This window comes from Thermoanaerobacter wiegelii Rt8.B1 (genome assembly GCF_000147695.2).
Lineage (GTDB): Bacteria > Bacillota > Thermoanaerobacteria > Thermoanaerobacterales > Thermoanaerobacteraceae > Thermoanaerobacter > Thermoanaerobacter ethanolicus.
The window spans coordinates 1,058,908-1,081,329 of the sequence record NC_015958.1; the positions used below are offsets into that span (position 1 = coordinate 1,058,908).

The 22,422-nt window shown below is 33.7% G+C and carries 18 protein-coding genes and 2 pseudogenes; 19 read left to right on the forward strand and 1 reads right to left on the reverse strand.

Translation table 11 applies throughout. From position 1 onward, the window contains the following. Window positions 1-21 precede the first annotated feature (21 nt). From THEWI_RS05095 to holA, 4 genes are read left to right on the forward strand one after another with little or no spacing between them, the layout of a single operon-like run. The gene (locus THEWI_RS05095; protein WP_003869532.1) at window positions 22-747 is read left to right on the forward strand and encodes an HAD family hydrolase; all 726 of its coding nucleotides are present in this window, start codon (window positions 22-24) and stop codon (window positions 745-747) included. Next, the gene (locus THEWI_RS05100; RefSeq protein WP_014062681.1) at window positions 744-1,466 is read left to right on the forward strand and encodes an MBL fold metallo-hydrolase; all 723 of its coding nucleotides are present in this window, start codon (window positions 744-746) and stop codon (window positions 1,464-1,466) included. Before THEWI_RS05095 ends, THEWI_RS05100 begins: the two co-directional genes overlap by 4 nt. 1 nt (window position 1,467) lies before the next feature. Beyond that, a complete protein-coding gene (locus tag THEWI_RS05105) occupies window positions 1,468-3,741 on the forward strand; it encodes a DNA internalization-related competence protein ComEC/Rec2 (RefSeq protein ID WP_014062682.1) in 2,274 nt (757 codons plus the stop codon). A gap of 4 nt (window positions 3,742-3,745) precedes the next feature. Beyond that, window positions 3,746-4,762 carry a DNA polymerase III subunit delta gene (gene holA / locus THEWI_RS05110; protein ID WP_014062683.1) on the forward strand — a complete coding sequence of 339 codons (1,017 nt, stop codon included), beginning with the start codon at window positions 3,746-3,748 and terminating at the stop codon, window positions 4,760-4,762. A gap of 26 nt (window positions 4,763-4,788) precedes the next feature. On the opposite strand, the gene rpsT is transcribed toward holA, so the two are convergent. Continuing rightward, window positions 4,789-5,073: a 30S ribosomal protein S20 gene (gene rpsT / locus THEWI_RS05115; RefSeq protein ID WP_003869528.1), complete on the reverse strand. Its 285-nt coding sequence runs from the start codon at window positions 5,071-5,073 to the stop codon at window positions 4,789-4,791. Window positions 5,074-5,206: 133 nt separating this feature from the next. Here rpsT and THEWI_RS05120 point away from each other — a divergent pair, with 133 nt between their 5' ends. The 15 genes and pseudogenes from THEWI_RS05120 (at window position 5,207) to mtaB (ending at window position 22,400) form a co-directional block, all read left to right on the forward strand. Next, window positions 5,207-5,533, forward strand: coding sequence for a phage holin family protein (locus tag THEWI_RS05120; protein WP_014062684.1), 327 nt, complete (start codon window positions 5,207-5,209; stop codon window positions 5,531-5,533). A 5-nt stretch (window positions 5,534-5,538) separates the two neighbouring features. Further along, window positions 5,539-6,504, forward strand: a complete 966-nt coding sequence (gene gpr / locus THEWI_RS05125; RefSeq protein ID WP_003869526.1) for a GPR endopeptidase — start codon at window positions 5,539-5,541, stop codon at window positions 6,502-6,504. Window positions 6,505-6,574: 70 nt separating this feature from the next. Further along, entirely contained in the window at window positions 6,575-7,768 is a 1,194-nt protein-coding gene (gene spoIIP / locus THEWI_RS05130; RefSeq protein ID WP_014062685.1) for a stage II sporulation protein P, read from the forward strand. 95 nt (window positions 7,769-7,863) lie between these two features. After that, a pseudogene (locus THEWI_RS05135) lies at window positions 7,864-10,037 on the forward strand (hypothetical protein). A gap of 11 nt (window positions 10,038-10,048) precedes the next feature. Beyond that, on the forward strand, window positions 10,049-11,167 hold the full coding sequence (locus THEWI_RS05140) for a glycosyltransferase family 4 protein (protein ID WP_014062687.1): 1,119 nt from the start codon (window positions 10,049-10,051) through the stop codon (window positions 11,165-11,167). 3 nt (window positions 11,168-11,170) lie between these two features. After that, entirely contained in the window at window positions 11,171-11,440 is a 270-nt protein-coding gene (locus THEWI_RS05145; RefSeq protein WP_003868082.1) for a hypothetical protein, read from the forward strand. A 33-nt stretch (window positions 11,441-11,473) separates the two neighbouring features. Beyond that, window positions 11,474-13,285, forward strand: coding sequence for a translation elongation factor 4 (lepA, locus tag THEWI_RS05150; protein WP_003869522.1), 1,812 nt, complete (start codon window positions 11,474-11,476; stop codon window positions 13,283-13,285). Beyond that, window positions 13,282-14,409, forward strand: coding sequence for a radical SAM family heme chaperone HemW (gene hemW, locus THEWI_RS05155; RefSeq protein ID WP_014062688.1), 1,128 nt, complete (start codon window positions 13,282-13,284; stop codon window positions 14,407-14,409). The genes lepA and hemW overlap by 4 nt, the downstream gene beginning before the upstream one ends. Window positions 14,410-14,503: 94 nt before the next feature. Beyond that, window positions 14,504-15,535, forward strand: a complete 1,032-nt coding sequence (hrcA, locus tag THEWI_RS05160; RefSeq protein WP_014062689.1) for a heat-inducible transcriptional repressor HrcA — start codon at window positions 14,504-14,506, stop codon at window positions 15,533-15,535. A 22-nt stretch (window positions 15,536-15,557) separates the two neighbouring features. Next, window positions 15,558-16,139 carry a nucleotide exchange factor GrpE gene (gene grpE, locus THEWI_RS05165; protein WP_208854410.1) on the forward strand — a complete coding sequence of 194 codons (582 nt, stop codon included), beginning with the start codon at window positions 15,558-15,560 and terminating at the stop codon, window positions 16,137-16,139. A 17-nt stretch (window positions 16,140-16,156) separates the two neighbouring features. Then, window positions 16,157-17,992: a molecular chaperone DnaK gene (gene dnaK, locus THEWI_RS05170; protein WP_006570548.1), complete on the forward strand. Its 1,836-nt coding sequence runs from the start codon at window positions 16,157-16,159 to the stop codon at window positions 17,990-17,992. Between the two features lie 55 nt (window positions 17,993-18,047). Then, window positions 18,048-19,208 carry a molecular chaperone DnaJ gene (gene dnaJ, locus THEWI_RS05175; RefSeq protein WP_003869517.1) on the forward strand — a complete coding sequence of 387 codons (1,161 nt, stop codon included), beginning with the start codon at window positions 18,048-18,050 and terminating at the stop codon, window positions 19,206-19,208. A 27-nt stretch (window positions 19,209-19,235) separates the two neighbouring features. After that, window positions 19,236-20,162, forward strand: a complete 927-nt coding sequence (prmA, locus tag THEWI_RS05180) for a 50S ribosomal protein L11 methyltransferase (RefSeq protein ID WP_014062691.1) — start codon at window positions 19,236-19,238, stop codon at window positions 20,160-20,162. Between the two features lie 6 nt (window positions 20,163-20,168). Beyond that, window positions 20,169-20,905 (forward strand): annotated as a pseudogene (locus THEWI_RS05185) (16S rRNA (uracil(1498)-N(3))-methyltransferase). Window positions 20,906-21,032: 127 nt separating this feature from the next. Then, window positions 21,033-22,400, forward strand: coding sequence for a tRNA (N(6)-L-threonylcarbamoyladenosine(37)-C(2))-methylthiotransferase MtaB (mtaB, locus tag THEWI_RS05190; protein ID WP_014062693.1), 1,368 nt, complete (start codon window positions 21,033-21,035; stop codon window positions 22,398-22,400). The last annotated feature ends 22 nt before the right edge of the window (window positions 22,401-22,422 follow it).

Below are 22,422 nucleotides of genomic sequence, written 5' to 3' on the forward strand. Positions count from 1 at the left end.
AGAGAAATTGAGGTGATGAGAATGATTGATACATTTCTATTTGACTTGGACGGTACCTTACTTCCTGTTGATACGGACAAGATGTTGGATGAGTATTTTTTAAGTCTCACAAAAAAGCTTTCTTCTCTATTTGACCCCCATTTTTTATTTAAAAGTCTTTATAGTGCCAGTATGGACATGATAAATAATTTAGATCCAAACAAAACTAATGAAGAAGCATTTTTTGATTCTTTTTTAAAAAAAGTCAACTATCCAAAAGAGGAATTGGATGTACTTTTTGAAGACTTTTATTTAAATGATTACAAAGAGTTAGGAAAAAATATTAAGGCCAATGAATACGTCAAGAAATCCTTAGAAATTTTGAAAGAAAAAGGCTATACACTTGTTTTAGCAACCAATCCTGTATTTCCAAGAATTGCAATTTTAGAGAGGCTTAGATGGGCAGGCCTTAATGAAAGCTATTTTGATTTTATAACTACTTATGAAAATATGCATTTTTGTAAGCCCCATATACAATACTATGAAGAGATATTAAAAGTTATAAATAAAAAGCCGGAAAATTGTTATATGGTGGGAAATGATGTGGAAGAGGACTTGATAGCTTTTAAGTTGGGTATGAAGACTTTTTTGATTGAGGACTATATGATAAATAGAAATTCAAAAGATATAGTAGCGACACAAAAGGGTAGTTACAAAGATTTATATGAATTTGTCTGTAGCTTTAAGGAGGGAGGCAAAAATTTATGAAAGTCACAGTGTTAGGGTGTCATGGACCTTTCCCTGGGCCTTATGGGGCTACTTCCGGATATTTAGTAGAAGAGGAAAATACTCATATTTTACTGGACTGTGGCAGTGGAGTAATAAGCAGATACCAAAGGTATTACGAGTTAAATAAATTAAAATACATAATTTTGTCTCATTTGCACTCTGATCATGTGGCAGACATGATGGTTTTAAGATATGCTCTTGATGTTATGGAGTCAAGAGGCATGATAACTGAACCTGTGAATGTATATTGTCCACAAACACCAGAAAATGTTTTTGAAGATTTTAAATTTAAAGATGTTTTTAATTTACACATTATAAATGAAGAGGCTACTTTAAATTTAGAAGGAATAGAGATTTCTTTTAAAAAGATGACGCATCCTGTAGAGACTTATGCTGTGAAGATGAAAAAGGGAGAAAAAATCTTTGTATATAGTGGTGATACTACCTATAATGAAGATTTAATATCTTTTGCAAATAAAGCTGATTTATTCCTATGTGATGGAAATTTCTTGACAGGAATGCAAGGACCACACTTAACTGCTGCGGAAGCTGCTGAAATTGCTAAGAAAGCCGAGTGCAAAAGATTAGTTTTGACTCATTTGTCACCGCTTATTTCTATCAAGGATTATTATGATGAAGCAATTAAAGTCTTTGGAAATACAGAAATTGCAAGAGATTTTGAAGTTTATGTGATATAAAATGGAATTTCCATTTTTATATCTTACTGTAGCTCTTTCTTTAGGAATAATAATTGGAAGATATGTTTTTCATCCTTTTGCTTTTTTGCTTTTATTAGCAATTTCAGCGGCTATTTCTTTGTGGCGGTATTTGAAAAATAAAAATGTCAGTTTACTTCTTTTAATTTCTTTTATTTTTGTAGGTGCAATTTTAAGTGGCAATGCTTTTAATTCTCCCAATCCTTATCTAAAGTTTGAAGATAAATTTATAACTATAAATGGCAAGGTGTACGAGGTAAAAGAATATGAGGGATATGCTAAATACATAGTTAAACCGCCTAAATTACCTAAAGTATTGGTTACTCAATATAGGGGCAAATATCCTTCAGAGGGAGATATTGTAAGTATAAGAGGGATAATTTCAATTCCCCAAAAAGCTACAAATCCAGGAGGCTTTGACTACAAGCTCTTTTTAAAGAAAAAAGGAATTTATGCAGTCATGAGAGTGCAGGGGTATGCCGTTGACATTGTGGGCAAAGGCAATTTAAATTTTATTGAGAAGGTTATATATGCTGCAAAGCAAAAAACAGAAGTTAATTATATAAATTCAATGCCCGAAAGAGATGCTAAGTTTGTTATATCGATTTTTTTAGGAGATAAACTTGTTGACGATGAGACTTTGGGACAATTTAGGACAGCAGGTATTTCACATATTATTTCCGTATCAGGAATGCACGTAGCAATTATAACAGGTTTTATACTTTATATGTTAAGTCTTTTTAACATTAGAAGGTACAAAGTTCCTATCATTATAATTGTATTGACCTTCTATGCAATTTTAACAGGAGCAAATCCGCCAGTTATAAGGGCAGCTCTTATGGCTTCTATCGCTTTAATTGGCACTACTTATGGCAAAAAACATAATTCTATAAATTCTTTGTCTTTTGCGGCTTTTGTGATATTAATATTTAACCCTTTGATGCTGTGGGATGTAGGTTTTCAACTTTCATTTGTTGCCACTTTAGCCATTTTGTATTTCTATAAGCCGATACGAGAAAAACTATCAATGCTAAATCCCAAAATACAAGATTTAGTCGCTTTAACTCTTTCTGCTCAAATTGGCACAATCCCCTTTACCATGTATTATTATCATTATATATCCATAATTTCGCTTTTGTCCAACATTGTAATAGTGCCATTGGCGAATATAGCAGTTGTTTTGGGATTTTTATCGGCTATGATAGGGCTGATTTTTCCTCCCTTGTCCTATTTTATAAATTATATAAATATACCTGTAGTAGAAGCTATTTTGTACATAACGAAATTGTTCAATAGCTTTCCTTATGCCAGTATAAATACTATTGTTCCGCCTTTGTATGTGATTGTTTTGTATTATGGAATTTTAACAGTCCTACTTAGCAGTTTTGATAAAAAAACTAAAAAGATTTCTATTGCAATCGCCTTGACTTTTGTTATAGCAATTTTCTTTTATAATTATCTATTGCCTAAAGATTTAGAAGTGACTTTCCTGGATGTAGGACAAGGGGACAGCACGTTTGTCAGGACACCCCACGGCAAAACTTTTTTAATAGATGGAGGAGGCAAACCTTTATTTGCGACTTCTTCTTTTGATGTGGGAGAAGATCTAGTACTTCCATTTTTGTATTACAAAGGTGTTATGAAGCTTGATGGAGTATTTATATCTCATACAGATATTGACCATATCGGTGGAATAATTACTGTTTTGCAGCAGATAAAGGTAGATAAAGTTTTTATTGGAGTCCAAAAAGTTACTGATGAGAATTTTAAAAAGATGATTAAGGTTGCAAAAGAGAAAAACATCCCTGTTATTTTTCTGAAAAAAGGAGATAAGGTTGAAATAGATAATATTGAAATATACGTTTTACACCCTGACCCTCAAAATTTAATAGAGGAAAATCCTATAAATAACAATGCACTTGTTTTTAAGATGAAGTACAAGAAGATGGAATTTTTATTTACAGGTGATATAGAAAAGCCTGCAGAAGAGGTTTTGAAAAATTTAGACATAAAGACTGATATTTTGAAGGTGGCTCACCACGGGTCAAATACTTCTTCTACACAAGAATTCATTGAAAAAGCCAATCCGAAAGTATGTATTGTCCAAGTAGGTAAAAACAGTTATGGACTACCTGATGAGAGAGTGCTAAAATATCTTCAAGAGAAGGCGAAGGTATATAGGACGGATAAAAATGGAGCAATTATCGTAAAAACAAATGGAGAAAAGGCTTATATAACTACTTTTCTCAAGGAGTGAAATAATGAATTATAAAGAGTTAGTGGAGAGTTTAAAAAAAGATAAGATTGACAATGTATATCTTTTTTATGGAGAAGAGAGGTTTTTATTGTTAGATGCTTTAAAAAGGATAAAAGCAAAAATATTAATGCCTGAGACTATGGATATGAACTATGTGGTTATTGAAAAAGATAGTCCAGAAGAATGTATGGAAGCTATTATCGAAAATTGTGAGACATTACCTTTATTTTCTGATTACAAATTAGTAGTAGTAAAAAATGAAGAGGAACAGCTTTCTAAGCTAGGGGATAAAGAGTTAAAAAGACTTACGAACTATCTAGAAGAAAAAGTTACTTCTCCTCAAAGCAGCATTGTATTAGTAATTATAGGAGGAGAAAAAATAGATTTAAGGAAAAAGCTTTATAAGTTTATTGAAAAAATAGGTAAAATAGTTTATTTTCAAAGACTTTCTTTTGAAGAGGCAGTAAATTACGCCGGCTATTTTTTAAAAAAGAGTGGCAAAAAAGTAAAAAAATCTGATGTGGAATATATTGTGAAGAGCGTTGGAACGGATTTATACGCAATTGTAAATGAAATACATAAATTAGTTTCCTATTCTGACAGTGAAGAAATAGAAATGGAAAAGATGAAAGAGGTTCTTACTATAAACCTGCAACAAAACATTTTTAATCTTGTCAATGCTATAGGAATGAAAAAAGAAAAAGAGGCTTATAAAGTTTTACACACCCTTTTAGAAAAAGGAGAAGTACCCCTTATTATATTGTCGATGATTGTAAGACAAATGAGGTTGATTACTAAGATAAAAAGCTTTGAAGGTAAATTTGGCGATAAAAAGACTATTGCATCTTCTTTAGGAGTACCATACTTTGCAGTAGAAGAGTTAATGAGACAGAGTAGACTTTTTAAAAAAGAAGAGTTGGAAAGAGCTTATAACGAGTGTTTGAAATGTGATATTGCATTGAAATCAGGAGCAGATAGTAGTTTGGCATTGGAGGGGCTTGTAAAAAAATTGTGCAAATGATAAAAAGCGTACTTTTAAGGTACGCTTTATTCATTACTTGCTGCTGATTTTAAAAGATTGTTAAATTTTGCATAAAGTCTGGACTTTTTTCTTGCCACTGTGTTTTTGTGGAGAACTCCTTTTGTGGCAGCTTTGTCCAATTCTTTGACAGCAAGTCTTAATTTTTCTTTTATTGTTTCTATATCTCCTGTAGCTAAACTTTCGTTAAACTTTTTAATAAATGTTTTAACTCTTGATTTTATCATTTTATTGCGTAAAGTCCTTTTTGCGATAACAGAAATCCTCTTCTTTGCAGATTTTGTGTTTGCCAAAAGCTTCACCTCCTCAATCGAATTTAATTTTACCACGAAAGAAATAGTTTTTCAAGGATTAATACACTTTTTACTTTACCACAGAGGTATAAAATTTGTCAATTTGTTCATCATAATTAAAGGAGGTGATTTAATGTTACAAACAGTTATTCGCTTTATTGTGTCAGCTATTGTGCTGTTAGTGGTAGGATATTTTGTTCCAGGGTTTAGCGTCGCAGGATTTTGGGGAGCTCTTATTTCAGCGGTGGTAATAGCTTTGTTAGGCTATATTGTAGAATTAATATTAGGGAAAGATATTTCACCAAGAAGCCGTGGCTTTGTAGGATTTATTGTTGCGGCGGTAGTGATATACGTTTCTCAGTTTATTGTTCCTACCATTCACGCAACAATAGTTGGTTCGTTGATTGCTGCTTTTGTGATAGGATTGGTTGACGCCTTTGTACCGACAGAGTTGAGGTGATGTAGATGTACAGTATAAGAACAGACCTTGCAGTAGAAGCGAGAGAATTATACAAAGGAAGAGAGATTCCAGGGGTGAGTGTGGAGGAAAAACACTTAGAGGGTATAAAAGTGACAAAGGTCAAAATTTTAAATGAAGAAGGAGAAAAAGCAATGGGGAAGCCAGTGGGGGACTATATAACTATTGAAGCCCCCGGCCTCATTGAAAGGGACTTGGATTTAGAGGAAGAAGTTGCGAAAGTTTTAGCAGATATAATTAAAGAAATAGCTAATTTGACGGAAAATACACAAGTTTTAGTAGTAGGGTTAGGTAATTGGAATGTCACCCCTGATGCTTTAGGGCCACGGGTGGTGTCTAACATTGTGGTGACAAGGCATTTAAAGGAATATGCACCTCAACAGTTTGGTGATGAAATTCGGTCTGTCAGCGCAATTTCTCCCGGAGTTTTAGGCATAACCGGGATAGAAACAGCTGAAATTTTAAAAGGCGTAGTTGACAGAATAAAACCTGACTTAATAATTACAATTGACGCTTTGGCTTCGAGAAGATTAGAGAGGTTGTCTACTACTATTCAAATTTCAAATACAGGTATAAGTCCAGGGTCTGGAATAGGTAATAGAAGGCTTTCCATTACTGAGCAAAGCTTAGGGATACCTGTAATAGCCATAGGAGTTCCTACAGTAGTAGATGCGGTCACAATTGCTAACGACACCATCGAATATTTAACAGAAGAGTTACTAAAACAGACCAAAGAAGAAAGCCCTTTTTATGAAGTACTTAAGAATATGAGTCAACAAGAGAAATACAGTCTCATTCAAGAAGTTTTAACACCTTATGTACATAATCTTGTAGTCACTCCTAAAGAAATAGATTTATTGGTAAAAAATATATCTTCAATTATTTCCAGAGGGATAAATCTTGCACTACAACCTGGGCTTACGGAAAAGGAAATGAATCAATTGCTTCATTAAACATAAAGTACTAAAGCACCTCTTGATGGAATATTTATAAAATATAAAAACCAAAGAGAGGTGCTTCTTTTTGTACAGGTATTATAGTTTTTCAAAGATAAGCAGAATAATGTTTCTAATTTTGTTATTGATAAACGTTTTTCTTTATAATTGGATGACACAACCTTATAAGGGTGAATATAGACAAATAATTGGTGATTCTTTTTCAGAGGAGTATGATAAATTAGACAGTTTATTTGTAACTTCAATAAATTATGCCCTGCCGATAATAGAAGTAGCATTTACTTCTCAAGGGTATACAGGAAAGGATTTAACCTTTTCCTCTTTGTTAAATGCTAAAGTTAAAGACCCTATTAATATATTGAAATTTCAACTTCCAATTTTAGCACAGATAGATTTGGAAAAAGTAAGTGCTAATAATATACAGAATAATGATGCACAAACAAATCCTCCTTCTAATAACAATGTGAATTTGTCTGATACTAATGCACAAAGTGACAAAAACACACCGCAGACACAAGGAGAGGAAGAAAAACCGGTTTCGAAAAATATAGATAATAGTAAACCCTATCTTTTGATATATCACACTCATACTATGGAAGCTTATGCTGCTACAGAAAAGAACAAATACATAGCAAGGTACGGCTATGATAGGACAGATGATTTAAATTATACTGTTGCAAAAGTAGCAGATTATCTTACGGAATATCTTAGAAAAGAAGGAATTCCTGTATTGCACGATAAAACTATCAATGATTACAACTATGACAAATCCTATGTAAACTCTTTTGCAACGGTCAGTAAAATTTTAAAAGAGTATCCTTCTATTAAGGCTGCAATTGACTTGCATAGAGATGGCTATGGTGCTGTTATGAAACCAGGGGTAGAAACTATTCCTGTTTTGAGCAATTTGCCAAACCAAGATTTTAGAAAAAAATATGTGATGGAAATAAACGGGGAAAAAGTAGCAAAAGTTTCTTTCATAATAGGTTCAAGAAGGACACCGGAAATGAAAGAAGATTGGAGAAGAAATTACGAATTTGCCAAAAGAATAAGTGATAAATTAAATGAACTTTATCCCGGCCTATCTTTAGGAGTACAGGTAAAGCCCTACAGTGAATATAATCAGCATCTTCTTGAAAAGTCGATACTGATAGAATTAGGAAGTAACTATAATACTTTAGAGGAGGCAATTGCAACTACAAAGTATCTGGCTAAAGCCATTAGTGAAGTGATAAAGCAGCAACAAGATTTTGGGCAGTGAAGACTGCTTTTTATTTTATAGCGATAAATGTTGATATTAATTTAAAAAAGGTTAAAATAAATTACTGTAATTATCAAAGATTTAGGAGGTTTTTTATGAAATTTGCAGCAAGGATAATGGGATTGGCCTTGGCGCTTTTAATCCTCTTTAGCACTGCTTCTTATGGACAAGTAAATAATATAAAAGATAGAAAAATAGTTATTTTTATTGTAGACAGGGTTAATTTAAATGACTATGTTGCAAATGACCTTCCTAATATAAAATACCTCATGGAAAATGGTACATATGGACTTATGACGGTAAATTCTGATGGAGGCAGGACCCCTGAAAACGTGTATATGACAATTGGTTGTGGGACAAGAGCTGTAGGTTCTGAAAAAGCTTCCCTTAATTTTAACGCTTCTGAAATAGTAAATGGAGAACAAGCCTCTATAATTTTCAAAAGAAATACAGGTATTAAGCCACAAGTGTTTAATATAGTAAATTTAGATTTTGCGCAAATAGAGAGAAATAACCTAACTCGAAATCACATTGTAGTACCTGGCTTATTAGGTGCTCTTTTAAAACAAAATGGAAAAACTGTTGCTGTGTTTGGCAATGAAGATACTGATGTAGAACAAAGAAGATATGCGCCTCTTATAGTAATGGATGAAAAAGGAATTGTAGATTTTGGCGATGTGAGTGATAATATTTTAAAAAGAGACCCTTTAAGCCCTTTTGGCATTATGACAGATTATAATTTGCTTTATCAAAAATATACAGAGATGAAAGAAAAACCTGACTTAACTATTTTTCAATTGGGAGATACGATAAGAGCGAATGATTACTATAAATATGCGATGGATAAAATTAATGAGAGAAATAAAAAAAGGGCTTTATACGAAGCAGATGAATTTATTGGCAAAGTCATAAGAGAAGGCAATCCCAACACCTTATACATTGTCTTAACTCCACTTCCTCCATCTAAAGATATGGGGCAAAAGAGTTATTTAACCCCCATAATACTTTTTGGACCAGGCTTTACTAAAGGCTATGTTACTTCAGATACAACAAAAAGAGAGGGGATTGTCACAAATACAGATTTAATGCCAACAATTTTACAGTATTTTGATATTCCTATACCAACTTTTTTGACGGGACATCCCCTTTATAATTCTGGTTACAAAGGAAATGTAGACAAATTATTAGCTGAGAGTCATAAACTAGTTTTTAATTACACTTATAGGCCTATTTTCTTAAAAACTTATGTGGTTTTAGAGATAATAATTTTAATTTTTGCCCTATTAGTTTTGCTGCTTTTGAAAAAGTATGCGGTCTATTTAAAACCTCTATTGTTTTTTGTTTCTACTATTCCTTTGACTTTTTTGCTATTACCTTTGTTTAATTATACTAGCCTATCAAATAGCATCGTGGGAATATTATTTTTGACAGCAGTGGCGATTATAGCGATTCATGAAATTAACCCTTATGGTTATTATTTCTATGCTATAATAGGTTTAGTTACTTCCCTTGTTTTGCTAATTGACCTTGTGACAGGGCAATATTTGCTAAAAAATTCTTTTTTAAGCTATGACGTCATCGGAGGTGCCCGTTTTTATGGCATAGGAAACGAGTATATGGGGGTATTGATTGGAGCCGTCTTATGTTTTACTACAATGGCTTTTGAAATTTTTTCGAATAAAAAGCTGCTTTTAGCTATAACTACAATAATATACGCACTGGTATTCTACTTTATTGCAGCTCCAAGTATAGGTACAAATGTTGGAGGATCGATAACAGCCTTTGGAGCTTTTGCTGTTTCGCTGCTGCTTTTGTCTGGAAAAAAATTAACATAAAAAATTTAATATATATTGGTGCCGGGATAGTTTTAATGCTTTTGGGCTTGTTTTACTTGGATTCTTTAAGGCCAGTTTCACAACAAACTCACATAGGACAAACTTTTGCTTTAGTAAAAAGTCACGGTATAAAATCTTTATTACAAATTTTTGAAAGAAAGCTTTTAATGAATTATAAGCTCATAAAATATTCTATATGGTCGAGAGTATTGTTGACACTTATAGTTGTTTTACTAATTCTTTTCTTCAAACCTGTTGGAGTGTTGAGTGAAATTTTCAAAAAACACACCTACATTCGAATATGCTTTGTTGCGACGATTATAGGAAGCATTCTTGCTCTAATTTTTAACGATTCAGGAATTGTAGCGGCAGCTACAATGATGGTGTTTGTAGGACCTATGTTAATACATTTTGTTATTGATGAAATGTCTTAAAAGGTGGTTTTATGGGAAAAATGAAGGTATTGCAAATTGTAAGAAAATCAGAAGGAGGAATGAAAAAGCATTTATTATCACTGGTTAGATTGTTAGACAAAGATAAGTATGAAATTGCTGTTTTGTGCTCTTTTGACAAAAAAACTCAAGAATATCTCAAAAAATTAGGGATTGCAGTATATGACATTGACATTGGGGACGGAATTAGTTTAAAAAAAGATTACAGGACAATTAAGTTTATACGAAAGGTAGTAAATGAGTTTAAGCCAGACATTGTTCACATGCATGGGGCAAAAGCTTCATTGGTAGGAAGAGTCGCATGTTTTGCTATGCCTGTAAAAACAGTAGTGACAGTCCACAACTTTGCAAATTACAATAATATGAGTTTTTACAAAAAGAAACTTCTATTAAGTTTGACAAAAATTCTAGACAAAAAAACCCATCAGTTTATTGCTGTCTCTCAAGCATTAAAAGATGATTTAGTTCTAAATCAAAATGTAAAAGAAAATAAAATAAAAGTGGTGTATAATTGTATTGATATCTCTTTCTACGAGGAAACAACTCTTAATTTAAAAGAAGAATTCAATTTGCCACAAGATTCTTTTATTGTAGGAAGTGTAGCAAGGCTTATACCTGCTAAAGGTGTTCAAGATTTAATAAAAGCGGCTTCAATTTTAAAAAATGTAAATGCCTACTTTTTTGTAGCAGGAGATGGCCCTTTTAGAGAAGAATTACAAAAAATGATTGATAGTTTAAATTTAAAGGACAGATTCTTTTTATTGGGGTATAGAAATGACATCCCTTCTTTCTTGAGAAATCTCAATGTATTTGTGCTTCCCTCACATGAAGAAGGATTTGGAATTTCTGTAATTGAAGCTTTAAGTGAAGGAGTCCCTGTCGTAGCTACAAAAGTAGGAGGTATTCCAGAAATTATACAAGATGGCGTTGAAGGAATTTTGGTAGAAAAAGAAAGTCCTGAAGAGTTGGCAAAAGCTATAGAGAAATTTTTGAAAGATGAGGAATTGAGAAAAAATATAAGCTTAAGAGGAAAAGAAAGTGTGGGAAAATATAGTTGCAATAAAATGATTGAAGAAATATACAAGATTTACGATACCTTGAAGGGAAGATAAAAGATGAGGCTTACAAGGACAAGAGAGAGAAAGAAACAGATTCAAAGAAAGAGACTTGTAATCTTTGCTCTTTTATTGTACATTGTTATTATGGTAGTAGGACTTGTAATAGCTGATTCTTCCTTTAATGAAATTACTACTGGAGTAAGGAAAGTAAATATATTTGGTGTATATTCAAATAGCGAAAAGGTGATCGTTAAAATTTTTGGTAAGGAGTCAGTTATTGACATAGGAGGGTTAAGCCAATACTTTAAAGGGCGATTTTGGAAATGAGGTCTAAGTCTTTAATTTTTGAGGAGGTACAAAATGTCAGAGAGGATGCAGTATATTAGAAATTTTTGCATTATTGCTCACATAGACCATGGTAAATCTACTCTTGCAGATAGACTTATTGAGAAAACAGGTTTTCTTTCTGAAAGGGAAACAGATAAGCAAATTTTAGATAATTTAGAATTAGAAAGGGAGAGAGGAATTACTATAAAGTTAAAGCCTGTAAGAATGATTTATAAAGCTAAAGATGGAAATGAATATGAGCTTAATCTCATTGATACCCCTGGACATGTAGATTTTACTTACGAGGTATCCCGAAGTATTGCAGCTTGTGAAGGGGCCCTCCTTGTAGTAGATGCTACACAAGGGATTGAGGCGCAAACCCTTGCTAATGTGTATATGGCTTTAGAACATGATTTAGAGATAGTACCTGTGATAAATAAAATAGACCTTCCTTCAGCAAATCCTGAACTTGTAAAAAAAGAAATTGAAGACGTGATTGGGATTGACGCAGAAGATGCTTTGCTTACCTCTGCTAAAGAAGGCATAGGTATAGAAGAAGTTTTAGAAGCCATTGTAAATAGAATTCCCCCTCCAAAAGGAGATGAAAATAAGCCTTTAAAAGCGCTAATTTTTGACTCTTTTTATGATAACTACAAAGGTGCAATAAGCTTTGTAAGGGTAGTAGATGGAATTGTTAAACCAGGAATGAGAATAAAAATGTTTTCTACTGGCAAAGTTTTTGAAGTTACAGAAGTGGGTATGTTTAGACCTAACCTTTATCCAGTAGAAGAGCTTAAAGCAGGTGAAGTTGGATATATTGCTGCCAGCATAAAAAATGTAAAAGACACTCGCGTAGGAGATACAATAACAGATGCAGATAATCCAGCCGATTCTCCACTTCCTGGCTATAAAGAAGTAGTGCCAATGGTCTTTTGTGGAATTTATCCTGCGGATGGACAAGATTATGAAAATTTAAAAGAAGCTTTAGAAAAACTTCAGCTAAATGATGCGTCACTTGTATTTGAACCTGACACCTCTGCTGCCTTAGGTTTTGGATTTAGGTGTGGCTTTTTGGGACTTTTGCACATGGAAATAGTTCAAGAAAGGTTGGAAAGAGAGTACAACTTAAATCTTGTCACTACTGCACCAAGTGTAATTTACAAAGTTTACAAAACTAATGGAGAGGTATTGGATTTGGACAATCCCACAAAAATGCCGCCTCCTACGCAAATAGATCATATTGAAGAGCCAATTGTGGAAGCTACTATTATGGTGCCTACTGAATATGTAGGGGCAGTTATGGAGCTTTGCCAGGATAGACGGGGAGCATATTTAGGAATGGAATATTTAGAACAAACTCGCGTACTTTTAAAATATGAAATGCCTTTAAATGAGATAATATATGACTTTTTTGATGCTTTAAAATCACGAACAAGGGGTTACGCCTCTTTCGACTATGAGCTTAAAGGGTATAAAGAATCTAATTTGGTAAAGCTTGATATTTTAATAAATGGCGAATTGGTAGATGCTTTATCCATGATAGTTCATAAAGATAAAGCCTATGAAAAAGCGAGAAAAATTGTAGAAAAGTTAAAAGAAAATATTCCAAGGCATCTTTTTGAGATTCCAATCCAGGCTGCAATAGGCTCTAAGATTATTGCAAGAGAGACTGTAAAAGCTTTGAGAAAAAACGTTCTTGCCAAGTGTTATGGAGGAGACGTAACTCGTAAGAAAAAACTTTTGGAGAAGCAAAAAGAAGGTAAAAAGCGCATGAGACAGGTGGGAAGTGTTGAAATACCTCAAGAGGCTTTTATGTCAATATTGAAGCTAGATGATGAAAAATGAGGGAGATAGGATTATACATTCACATTCCTTTTTGTAAAAGAAAATGCTATTATTGTGATTTTAATTCTTATGCAGGCTATGATTATCTTTTTGACGACTATATTCGGGCACTACTTATGGAAATAGAATCAAATTCTACAAAAGATTATAATGTGGTTTCGGTTTATATAGGAGGAGGTACCCCTAACCTTTTGCCTCCTTCTTATATAGAGAAGATATTGAAGTCTGTATTTAAAAATTATAAAATACTTGATGGTTGCGAAATTACTATTGAAATGAATCCCGGCCTTATAACTGAAGAAAAACTAAAAATTTATAAAGACAACGGGATAAACCGAGTAAGTATTGGACTTCAAGCTTTTCAAAATAGGCTTTTAAAATATATAGGTAGAATTCATACAATAGAAGATTTTTTTGAAAATTATGAGTTAGTGAAAAAGTTCTTTGGCAATATAAATATTGACCTGATGTATGCTCTTCCTACTCAAACCTTTAAAGAGTGGCAAGAAACTTTAAAAGAAGTAGTAAAATTACAGCCGACGCATGTTTCTACTTATAGCTTGATTTTAGAACCTAACACCTCCTTTTACAGACTTTATGAAAAGGGTCAGTTGCCTATAGTTGATGAGGAAGAAGAGCTTAAAATGTATCATTGGGGTATAGAGTTTTTAAAAGAAAAAGGTTATCACCATTACGAAATATCTAATTTTGCATTGCCCACATTTGAATGTCGCCACAATATTTTATACTGGGAATGCAAAAATTATTTGGGATTTGGTGCAGGAGCCCATTCTTATATGGAGGATGTGAGATATAGTAATATTGAAAATATAAAAGACTATATTAAGAGCATTTTAGAAAGAAAAAGTGCAGTTAAGGAAAAAATAAAGTTGGCAAAAGAAGATAGAATGGCTGAGTTTATGTTTTTAGGAATGAGAATGACAAAAGGAGTGTGTGACAAGGATTTTAAGAAAAGATTTGGTATCAGTTTGTTTGAATTTTACAAAAAAGTAATACAAAAATACTTAAATGAAGGTCTAATTGAGATTGATAATGAGTGTGCAAAACTTACCGAGAGGGGTATTGATGTCTCTAACGTCATTTTTGAAGAATTTCTGCCCTAAATGAGTATTGACAAAAAATTATAAGAGTGGTATTTTAAAAACATGAATTAGCACTCAATCGAGTAGAGTGCTAATAATACATGGGGTGGTGAAAATGCCGTTAGATGATAGGAAGAAAAAAATACTATATGCGGTTATTACTGATTATATTATGACGGCAGAGCCAATAGGGTCGAGAACAATAGCTAAGAAGTACAATATAGGATTAAGTTCTGCTACTATAAGAAACGAAATGGCGGATTTAGAAGAAATGGGATATTTGGAGCAGCCTCATACTTCCGCAGGAAGAATACCTTCAGATAAAGGATATAGATTTTATGTAGACAGCATTCTTCGAAATTATATAAACAATGACCCTCCAATTAGCTATAATACTCGCGAGGAAATAATAGCGGAGTTTGATGAAATTGTAAAGAAATATGCAAGAATTTTGGCTAACATAACTCACCATACTACAGTTGCTAAAATGCCAAGGTTGAACCCTGATAGAATAAGGAAAATCCAACTTATACCTGTTGCTTCTAATAAAATGATCTTTTTAGTAGTGACAGACACAGGAATTGTAAAAAATTACTTGCTAAATTTATGCCAAAATGTAGATAGAACAATCTTTGAGTTTTTAAACAATTTGTTAAATGACAAAATTGCTGGCAAAAGCGAAAAAGATATTTTTGAGTTTTTACAAAAAGATTTAAGGCAGATGTTGGGAGAGGTAGCTTTTATAGCCGACGAATTGATAAACACTATACTTTTGAGCTTGAAGCAGTTACAAGAAACGGACATTTATGCGGATGGAACTTCCCATATTTTAGATTTTCCTGAATACAAGGATTTAGGCAAAGCAAAAAATTTTTTCAATCTTTTGGACAACAAGTCGTTATTGAACGAAGTTTTAGAGCCTGAAGTAGATTTTATAGATGTGAGAATAGGAAGCGAAAACAAGTTTGAAGAGATGAAAGACTTAAGCGTAATAAAAACCACTTATAAGATTAACGGTCGTGTGGTGGGTACAATAGGAATTATAGGACCTACAAGAATGGATTATAGAAGGTTGATTAACGAAATCAATATGATGACAAAAGAGCTTTCAAATCTTTTGTCGAGTATATACAATGATGAAATATAACGAGGTGATATAAGTGGAAGAGATGGAAAAAGAAATTAACAAAGAGGAGGAAAAGGATGTAAATAATTTAGAATCAAATGAACAAATGGAAGGGCCTCCTGAAGAGGAAGAACAAACACAGCAGGAGCATAAGCAACAAACGGTTGATGAAATAGAGGAATTAAAGCAAAAACTTCAGCAAAAAGAGGCTGAAGCTCAAGAATATTTAGGTATTGCACAAAGATTGAAAGCAGAATTTGAAAATTACAGAAAAAGAATAGAAAAAGAAAAAGCTGAGATGATCGATTACGGGCAAGAAACAGTGATTTTAGAACTTTTGACTATTATGGATAATTTTGAAAGAGCTTTGGCAAGCAGTGGAGATTATAATTCTCTAAAAGAAGGGATAGAATTAATTTACAGGCAGTTTAAAAAAATATTGGATAAATTTGGTGTGAAAGAAATTGAAGCAGAGGGGCAGATTTTTGACCCCTATAAACACCATGCTGTAATGCAGGAAGAGGTAGAAGGAAAGCAACCAAATGAAATTATTGAAGTTTTCCAAAAAGGGTATTATCTAAAAGATAAAGTAATAAGACCAAGTTTGGTTAAAGTAGCAAAATAAAAAGGAGGTTGAAAAATATGGGGAAAGTTATAGGAATTGACTTAGGAACTACATTTTCTTGTGTTGCTGTTATGGAAGGAGGCCAACCTGTAGTAATACCTAACGCAGAAGGGGCTCGTACTACGCCTTCAGTCGTCGCTTTTACTAAAGAAGGAGAAAGGTTAGTAGGGCAAGTTGCAAAAAGGCAGGCAATTGTAAATCCTGACAGGACTATAATGTCTATAAAAAGACACATGGGAACTGATTACAAAGTAAAAATTGACGATAAAGAGTATACACCTCAAGAGATTTCTGCAATGATTTTGCAAAAGCTTAAGGCTGATGCAGAAGCTTACTTGGGCGAAAAAGTTACACAGGCGGTAATTACTGTTCCTGCTTATTTCAATGACAGCCAAAGGCAGGCTACAAAAGACGCAGGTAGGATTGCAGGTCTTGAGGTTTTGAGAATAATAAATGAGCCGACAGCTGCTGCTTTGGCATATGGACTTGACAAAGAAGGAAATCAAAAGATAATGGTTTATGACTTAGGTGGCGGTACTTTTGATGTTTCTATTTTGGAAATAGGAGATGGAGTATTTGAAGTTTTGGCTACAAGTGGCAATAACCATTTGGGTGGGGATGACTTCGACCAAAGGATAATAGATTGGCTTGCTGACAACTTCAAAAAAGAATATGGAATTGACTTAAGAAGTGACAGGATGGCATTGCAGAGACTAAAAGATGCCGCAGAAAAAGCAAAAATAGAGCTTTCTTCTGCAACGGTTACTAATATAAACTTGCCATTTATTACTGCTGATGCTACAGGTCCAAAACATATAGATGTAAATCTTACAAGAGCAAAATTCGAAGAGCTAATCTCCGACCTTGTAGAATCAACTGTAGGTCCTGTTAACCAAGCATTAAGCGACGCAGGTTTAAAACCTTCTGATATTGATAAAGTCATTCTCATTGGTGGTTCTACAAGAGTGCCTTTGGTACAGGAGACAGTAAAGAGAATAATGGGTAAAGAACCTCACAAAGGAATTAACCCAGATGAGGCAGTGGCTATAGGTGCAGCTATACAGGCGGCAGTATTGGCCGGAGAAGTGAAAGATATTCTCTTACTGGACGTAACACCTTTGTCCTTGGGTATAGAGACATTAGGTGGAGTATTTACTAAGATTATAGAGAGAAATACTACAATACCTACAAGAAAGAGCCAGATATTTACTACTGCGGCGGATAATCAGACTTCTGTTGAAATACACGTGTTACAAGGCGAAAGGCCTATGGCAAAAGACAACAAAACTCTTGGAAGGTTTATTTTGTCAGGGATTCCACCAGCTCCAAGAGGAGTACCTCAAATTGAAGTTACTTTTGACATAGATGCCAATGGAATTGTACATGTTTCTGCAAAAGACTTAGGTACTGGCAAATCTCAGGATATAACTATTACTTCTACAACTAATTTGTCAGAAGAAGAGATACAAAGAATGATTAATGAGGCTAAGCAGTATGAAGAACAAGATAGGAAGAAGAAAGAAGAAATCGAAATAAGGAATAAAGCAGATTCTCTCATTTATCAAGCTGAAAAAACAATGAAAGACCTTGGAGATAAGATGACGCAAGCTGAAAAAGATGAAATAAATAGAGAAATAGAAAATGTGAGAAAAGCTCTTGAAGGAAGCGATATAGAAGCGATTAAAAATGCTTCTGAGAAACTTTCACAAGCCTTCTACAAAGTTTCTACAAGAATATACCAACAAGCGGGAGGACAAACGGGAGGAGCTACAAATACTGGTAGTGCTGGACAAGGTACAACACAGGACAATGTTTATGAAGCCAATTACAAAGTGGAGGATGATAATAAATAATATAGAACCAGGTTTTACCTGGTTCTAATTTACGTAATGAAAGGCAGGTGAGAAAGTGGCTAAAAAAGATTTATATGAAATATTAGGAGTAGATAGAAATGCCACAGAAGAGGAAATAAAAAAGGCTTATAGACGGCTTGCTAAGAAATATCATCCTGACTTGAACCCAGGAGATAAAGAAGCAGAGCAAAAATTTAAAGAAATAAACGAAGCTTACGAAATTCTCTCCGACCCTCAAAAAAGAGCTCAATATGACCAATTTGGAGACGCAGCCTTTGAGCAAGGCGGTTTTGGCCAAGGTGGATTTGGTCAAGGAGGTTTTGGAGAGGGCGGTTTTGATTTTGGAGGCTTTGGAGGATTTGGCGATATATTTGGCGATATTTTTAATGATTTCTTTGGTACTGGCAGGAGAAGAGCAGAAACAGGCCCTCAAAAGGGTAATGACATAAGATATGACCTTACTTTAACTTTTGAAGAAGCTGCTTTTGGGGCAGAAAAAGAAATAGAGGTTGAACGATTTGAAGAGTGTGATACGTGTAAAGGAACAGGGGCCAAGCCGGGTAGTAAACCAGAGACTTGTCCTGTATGTCATGGAACTGGTGAAGTGAGAACTGCACAGAATACTCCTTTTGGAAGAATTGTAAATATAAGAACTTGCCCTAAGTGCCATGGTGAAGGAAAAATTATTACTGACCCTTGCAACAAATGCGGTGGCACAGGTAAAATTAGGAGGAGGAGAAAAATTAAAGTTACTATACCAGCGGGAATAGACGAAGGACAAATGCTTACCTTAAGAGGAGAAGGAGAGCCAGGCTTAAGAGGAGGTCCAAGGGGAGACCTGTATATTGTAATTCACGTAAAACCCCACGAGTTATTTACAAGAGAAGGATACAATGTACATTTGAAAATGCCCATAAGTTTTGCTGATGCAGCTTTAGGTGGAGAAATAAAAATTCCTACGCTGGATGGAACAGTTAGCTTTACAATACCAGAAGGGACCCAGACAGGGACTAAGTTTAGGTTAAGGGGAAAAGGGATTCCTCACATAAATGGAAGAGGACGCGGAGACCAAATTGTAGAGGTTTATATTGATGTGCCTAAAAAATTGACAGAAAAGCAAAAAGAATTGCTAAGAGAATTAAAAAAATTAGAAGGAAATACTACGACAGAATCAAAATCATTTTTTCAAAGGATGAAGGACGCTTTTGGCGGATAATAAATTTGAGTAAAGGTGTGGAAAAGAATGAAATGGATTGAAGTACAAGTGACAACTTCACAAGAGGCAGAAGAGGCTGTGTCAAATATCATGCACGAATTAGGGGCTGGCGGTGTAGTTATAAAAAACCCTAATGATGTAAAACTGTTGGCGCAAAGTGATAATTGGGATTACTTTGACCCTTCTCTTTTTGAAGAAGAGGGAAATATTAAGGTTTTTGCCTATTTTCCTATTGCTTCAGATACTATAGATAGAATAAATATTTTAAAAGATAGAATTGTAGAACTTAAATCTTTTGGAGTTGATATAGGCAATTTTGACTTAAAAGTCTCAGAAGTAGATGAAGCGGACTGGGCAAGCAATTGGAAACAGTACTATAAGCCTTTAAAAATAGGGAAGAAAATAGTGATTAAGCCTTCTTGGGAAGAATATGTATCTCAAGAAGAAGAGATAATTATCGAATTAGACCCCGGAATGGCTTTTGGCACAGGCACCCATGAGACTACAAAGATGTGTCTGGAATTTTTAGAGGAGATTGTGATACCAGAAAGGATAGTTTTTGATGTAGGTTGTGGTTCAGGTATACTTAGTATTGCTAGTAGCAAATTAGGAGCAAAGGAAGTTTATGCGGCAGATATAGACGAAGCTTCCGTGGAAGTAGCCCGACAAAATATAGAATTAAATAACTTACAAAATGTAAAAGTATTTAAAAGTGATTTATTAGGCGAATTTAGAGGAAAAGCGGATATTATAGTGGCAAATATAATTGCTGATGTGATAATTAAGTTGTCGGCAGAGGCTCCTAAATACTTAAAAGAAGAGGGCTTATTTTTAGCTAGTGGTATAATAAAAAGTAGAAAAGAAGAAGTTTTGCAAAAAGTTGAAGAATTTTTTGAAGTGTTGCAAATTAGAGAAGAAGGAGAATGGTGTGCAATATTATCAAGGAAAAAGTGAGAGCTTATGAGAAAAATTTTTATTGATAGGCAAAATATTAAAGGAGAATTTGTCTATATAGAAGGAGAAGACTTTCATCATCTGGTAAATGTCTTAAGGCTTAAAAGAGGAAATGAAATTGTTGCATCGGATGGATTAAAAGAATATGCTGCTCGCATTGAAGAGATAAAAAAAGACAAGCTTATTTTATTTTTAGAAAGAGAATTAGAATCAAATACAGAGAGTGCCTTAGAAATTTCATTATTTCAAGGCTTGCCTAAGTCAGATAAAATGGAATTGATTATTCAAAAATGTGCAGAAATTGGAGTTAAAAAATTTATCCCAGTTGTGACTCGTTATACGGTTGTAGACATAACTAAAAGCAATATAAATAAAAAAATTGCTAGGTGGAGAAAAATTAGTGAAGAAGCTTGTAAACAATCGGGCAGAACTGGGGTGCCCGAAATTTGTATGCCTATTTCCTTTGAAGAGGCTATAAATCAGGTTGATAAGTTTAATCTATGCATAATTCCATATGAAAAGGAACAAACTTCAAAATTAAAAGAGGTGCTTAAAAAGGCAAAAGGCGTAAAAAAATTGGAATTTTTATAGGCCCTGAAGGAGGTTTTTCTCAAGAGGAAATTGAATTAGCCTTAAACAAAAGTATTAAGCCTGTAAGCTTAGGCCCCAGGATTTTGCGAACTGAGACAGCAGCCATCGCAGTTTGTTCAATAGTAATGTATGAATTAGGAGATATGGGGTAAATTATAACAAAGAATAAAAAGATATTTTCTAATGCCCTTCGGGGCATGTTTTTTTGTGTACAATAGCATGTTATAATATGTGATATAATATGAAAAAAAGAGATTTAATAGGAGGAGCATTTTTAAAGTGGCAAAAGTAGATTTAACTCTTAGTAATGAGGAATTTTATGAAAGATATGGTCATAAAAAAACTGTTGCTTTTTATACTTTGGGGTGTAAGGTAAATCAATATGAGACAGAAGTCATGGCTGAGCTTTTTAAAAAAGCTGGTTATGAAGTAGTTGATTTTAATGAAAAAGCGGATGTTTACGTAATAAATACCTGTACTGTAACAAATAGAAGTGATATGAAGTCAAGGCAGGAGATACGAAAAGCTAGAAAGAAAAATCCTGATGCGCTGGTAGTAGCTGCTGGTTGCTATGTGCAAGTAAGTCCAGAGGAAGCTTTTTCTCTTCCGGAAGTGGACATAGCGATTGGTACGAAAAATAAGGACAAAATAGTGGAATTAGTAGAGGAATTTACACAAAAAAATCAAAAGTTGAGTGTGGTAAATAATATAATGACTCAAAAGGAATATGAGGAATTTGGAGTAACAGCTTATACAGAAAGGACAAGGGCATATATAAAGATTCAAGACGGCTGCAATCAATACTGTACTTACTGCATAATCCCTTACGCCAGGGGACCTGTGAGAAGTAGAGACCCCAAAAAAGTACTAGATGAAGTAAAAAGGTTTGCTGATTCAGGGTATAAAGAAATTGTTCTCACAGGTATACACATAGCTTCCTATGGCAAAGATTTAAAAAATATTGGGCTTTTGGACATTATAAAGATGATTCACGAAATAGATGGCATAAAAAGGATAAGACTTAGTTCTATTGAGCCTACTTTTTTAACTGAAGAGTTTGTGAAAGAAATAGCTAACTTGCCTAAGATGTGCAGGCATTATCATGTATCCCTTCAAAGTGGATGTGATGAAACCTTAAAAAGAATGGGAAGAAGATATACTACAAAGGAGTACAAAAGTGTAATTGATAGGTTAAGAGAATACATCAAGGATGTGGCAATAACTACAGATGTTATGGTGGGATTTCCTGGTGAAACGGGAGAGGAGTTTCTCAAGACTTACAAATTTGTGGAAGAGATTTGTTTTAGCAAAATGCATGTTTTTAAATATTCAAGGAGAAAAGGTACAAGAGCATACAACTTTCCAAATCAAGTTGCAAATCATATAAAAGAAGATAGGAGTAAAAAGCTCATAGAATTGTCTAATAGGTGTGAATATAAATTTATGGAGAGTTTTATAGGGAAAACTTTGGAAGTCCTCTTTGAACAACCGGTAAAGAATATGGAGGGTTATGTGGAAGGCTTGACTGATAATTATTTAAGTGTAGCTGTTAAAGGAGATAGAAAGTTACTTAGAAATGAGATTTTCACAGTGAAAATAAAAGAAATAAAAGATAATTTATTAATTGGAGAAATTGAAGGAATTTAAAGAGATTTGTAGAATATAAAAA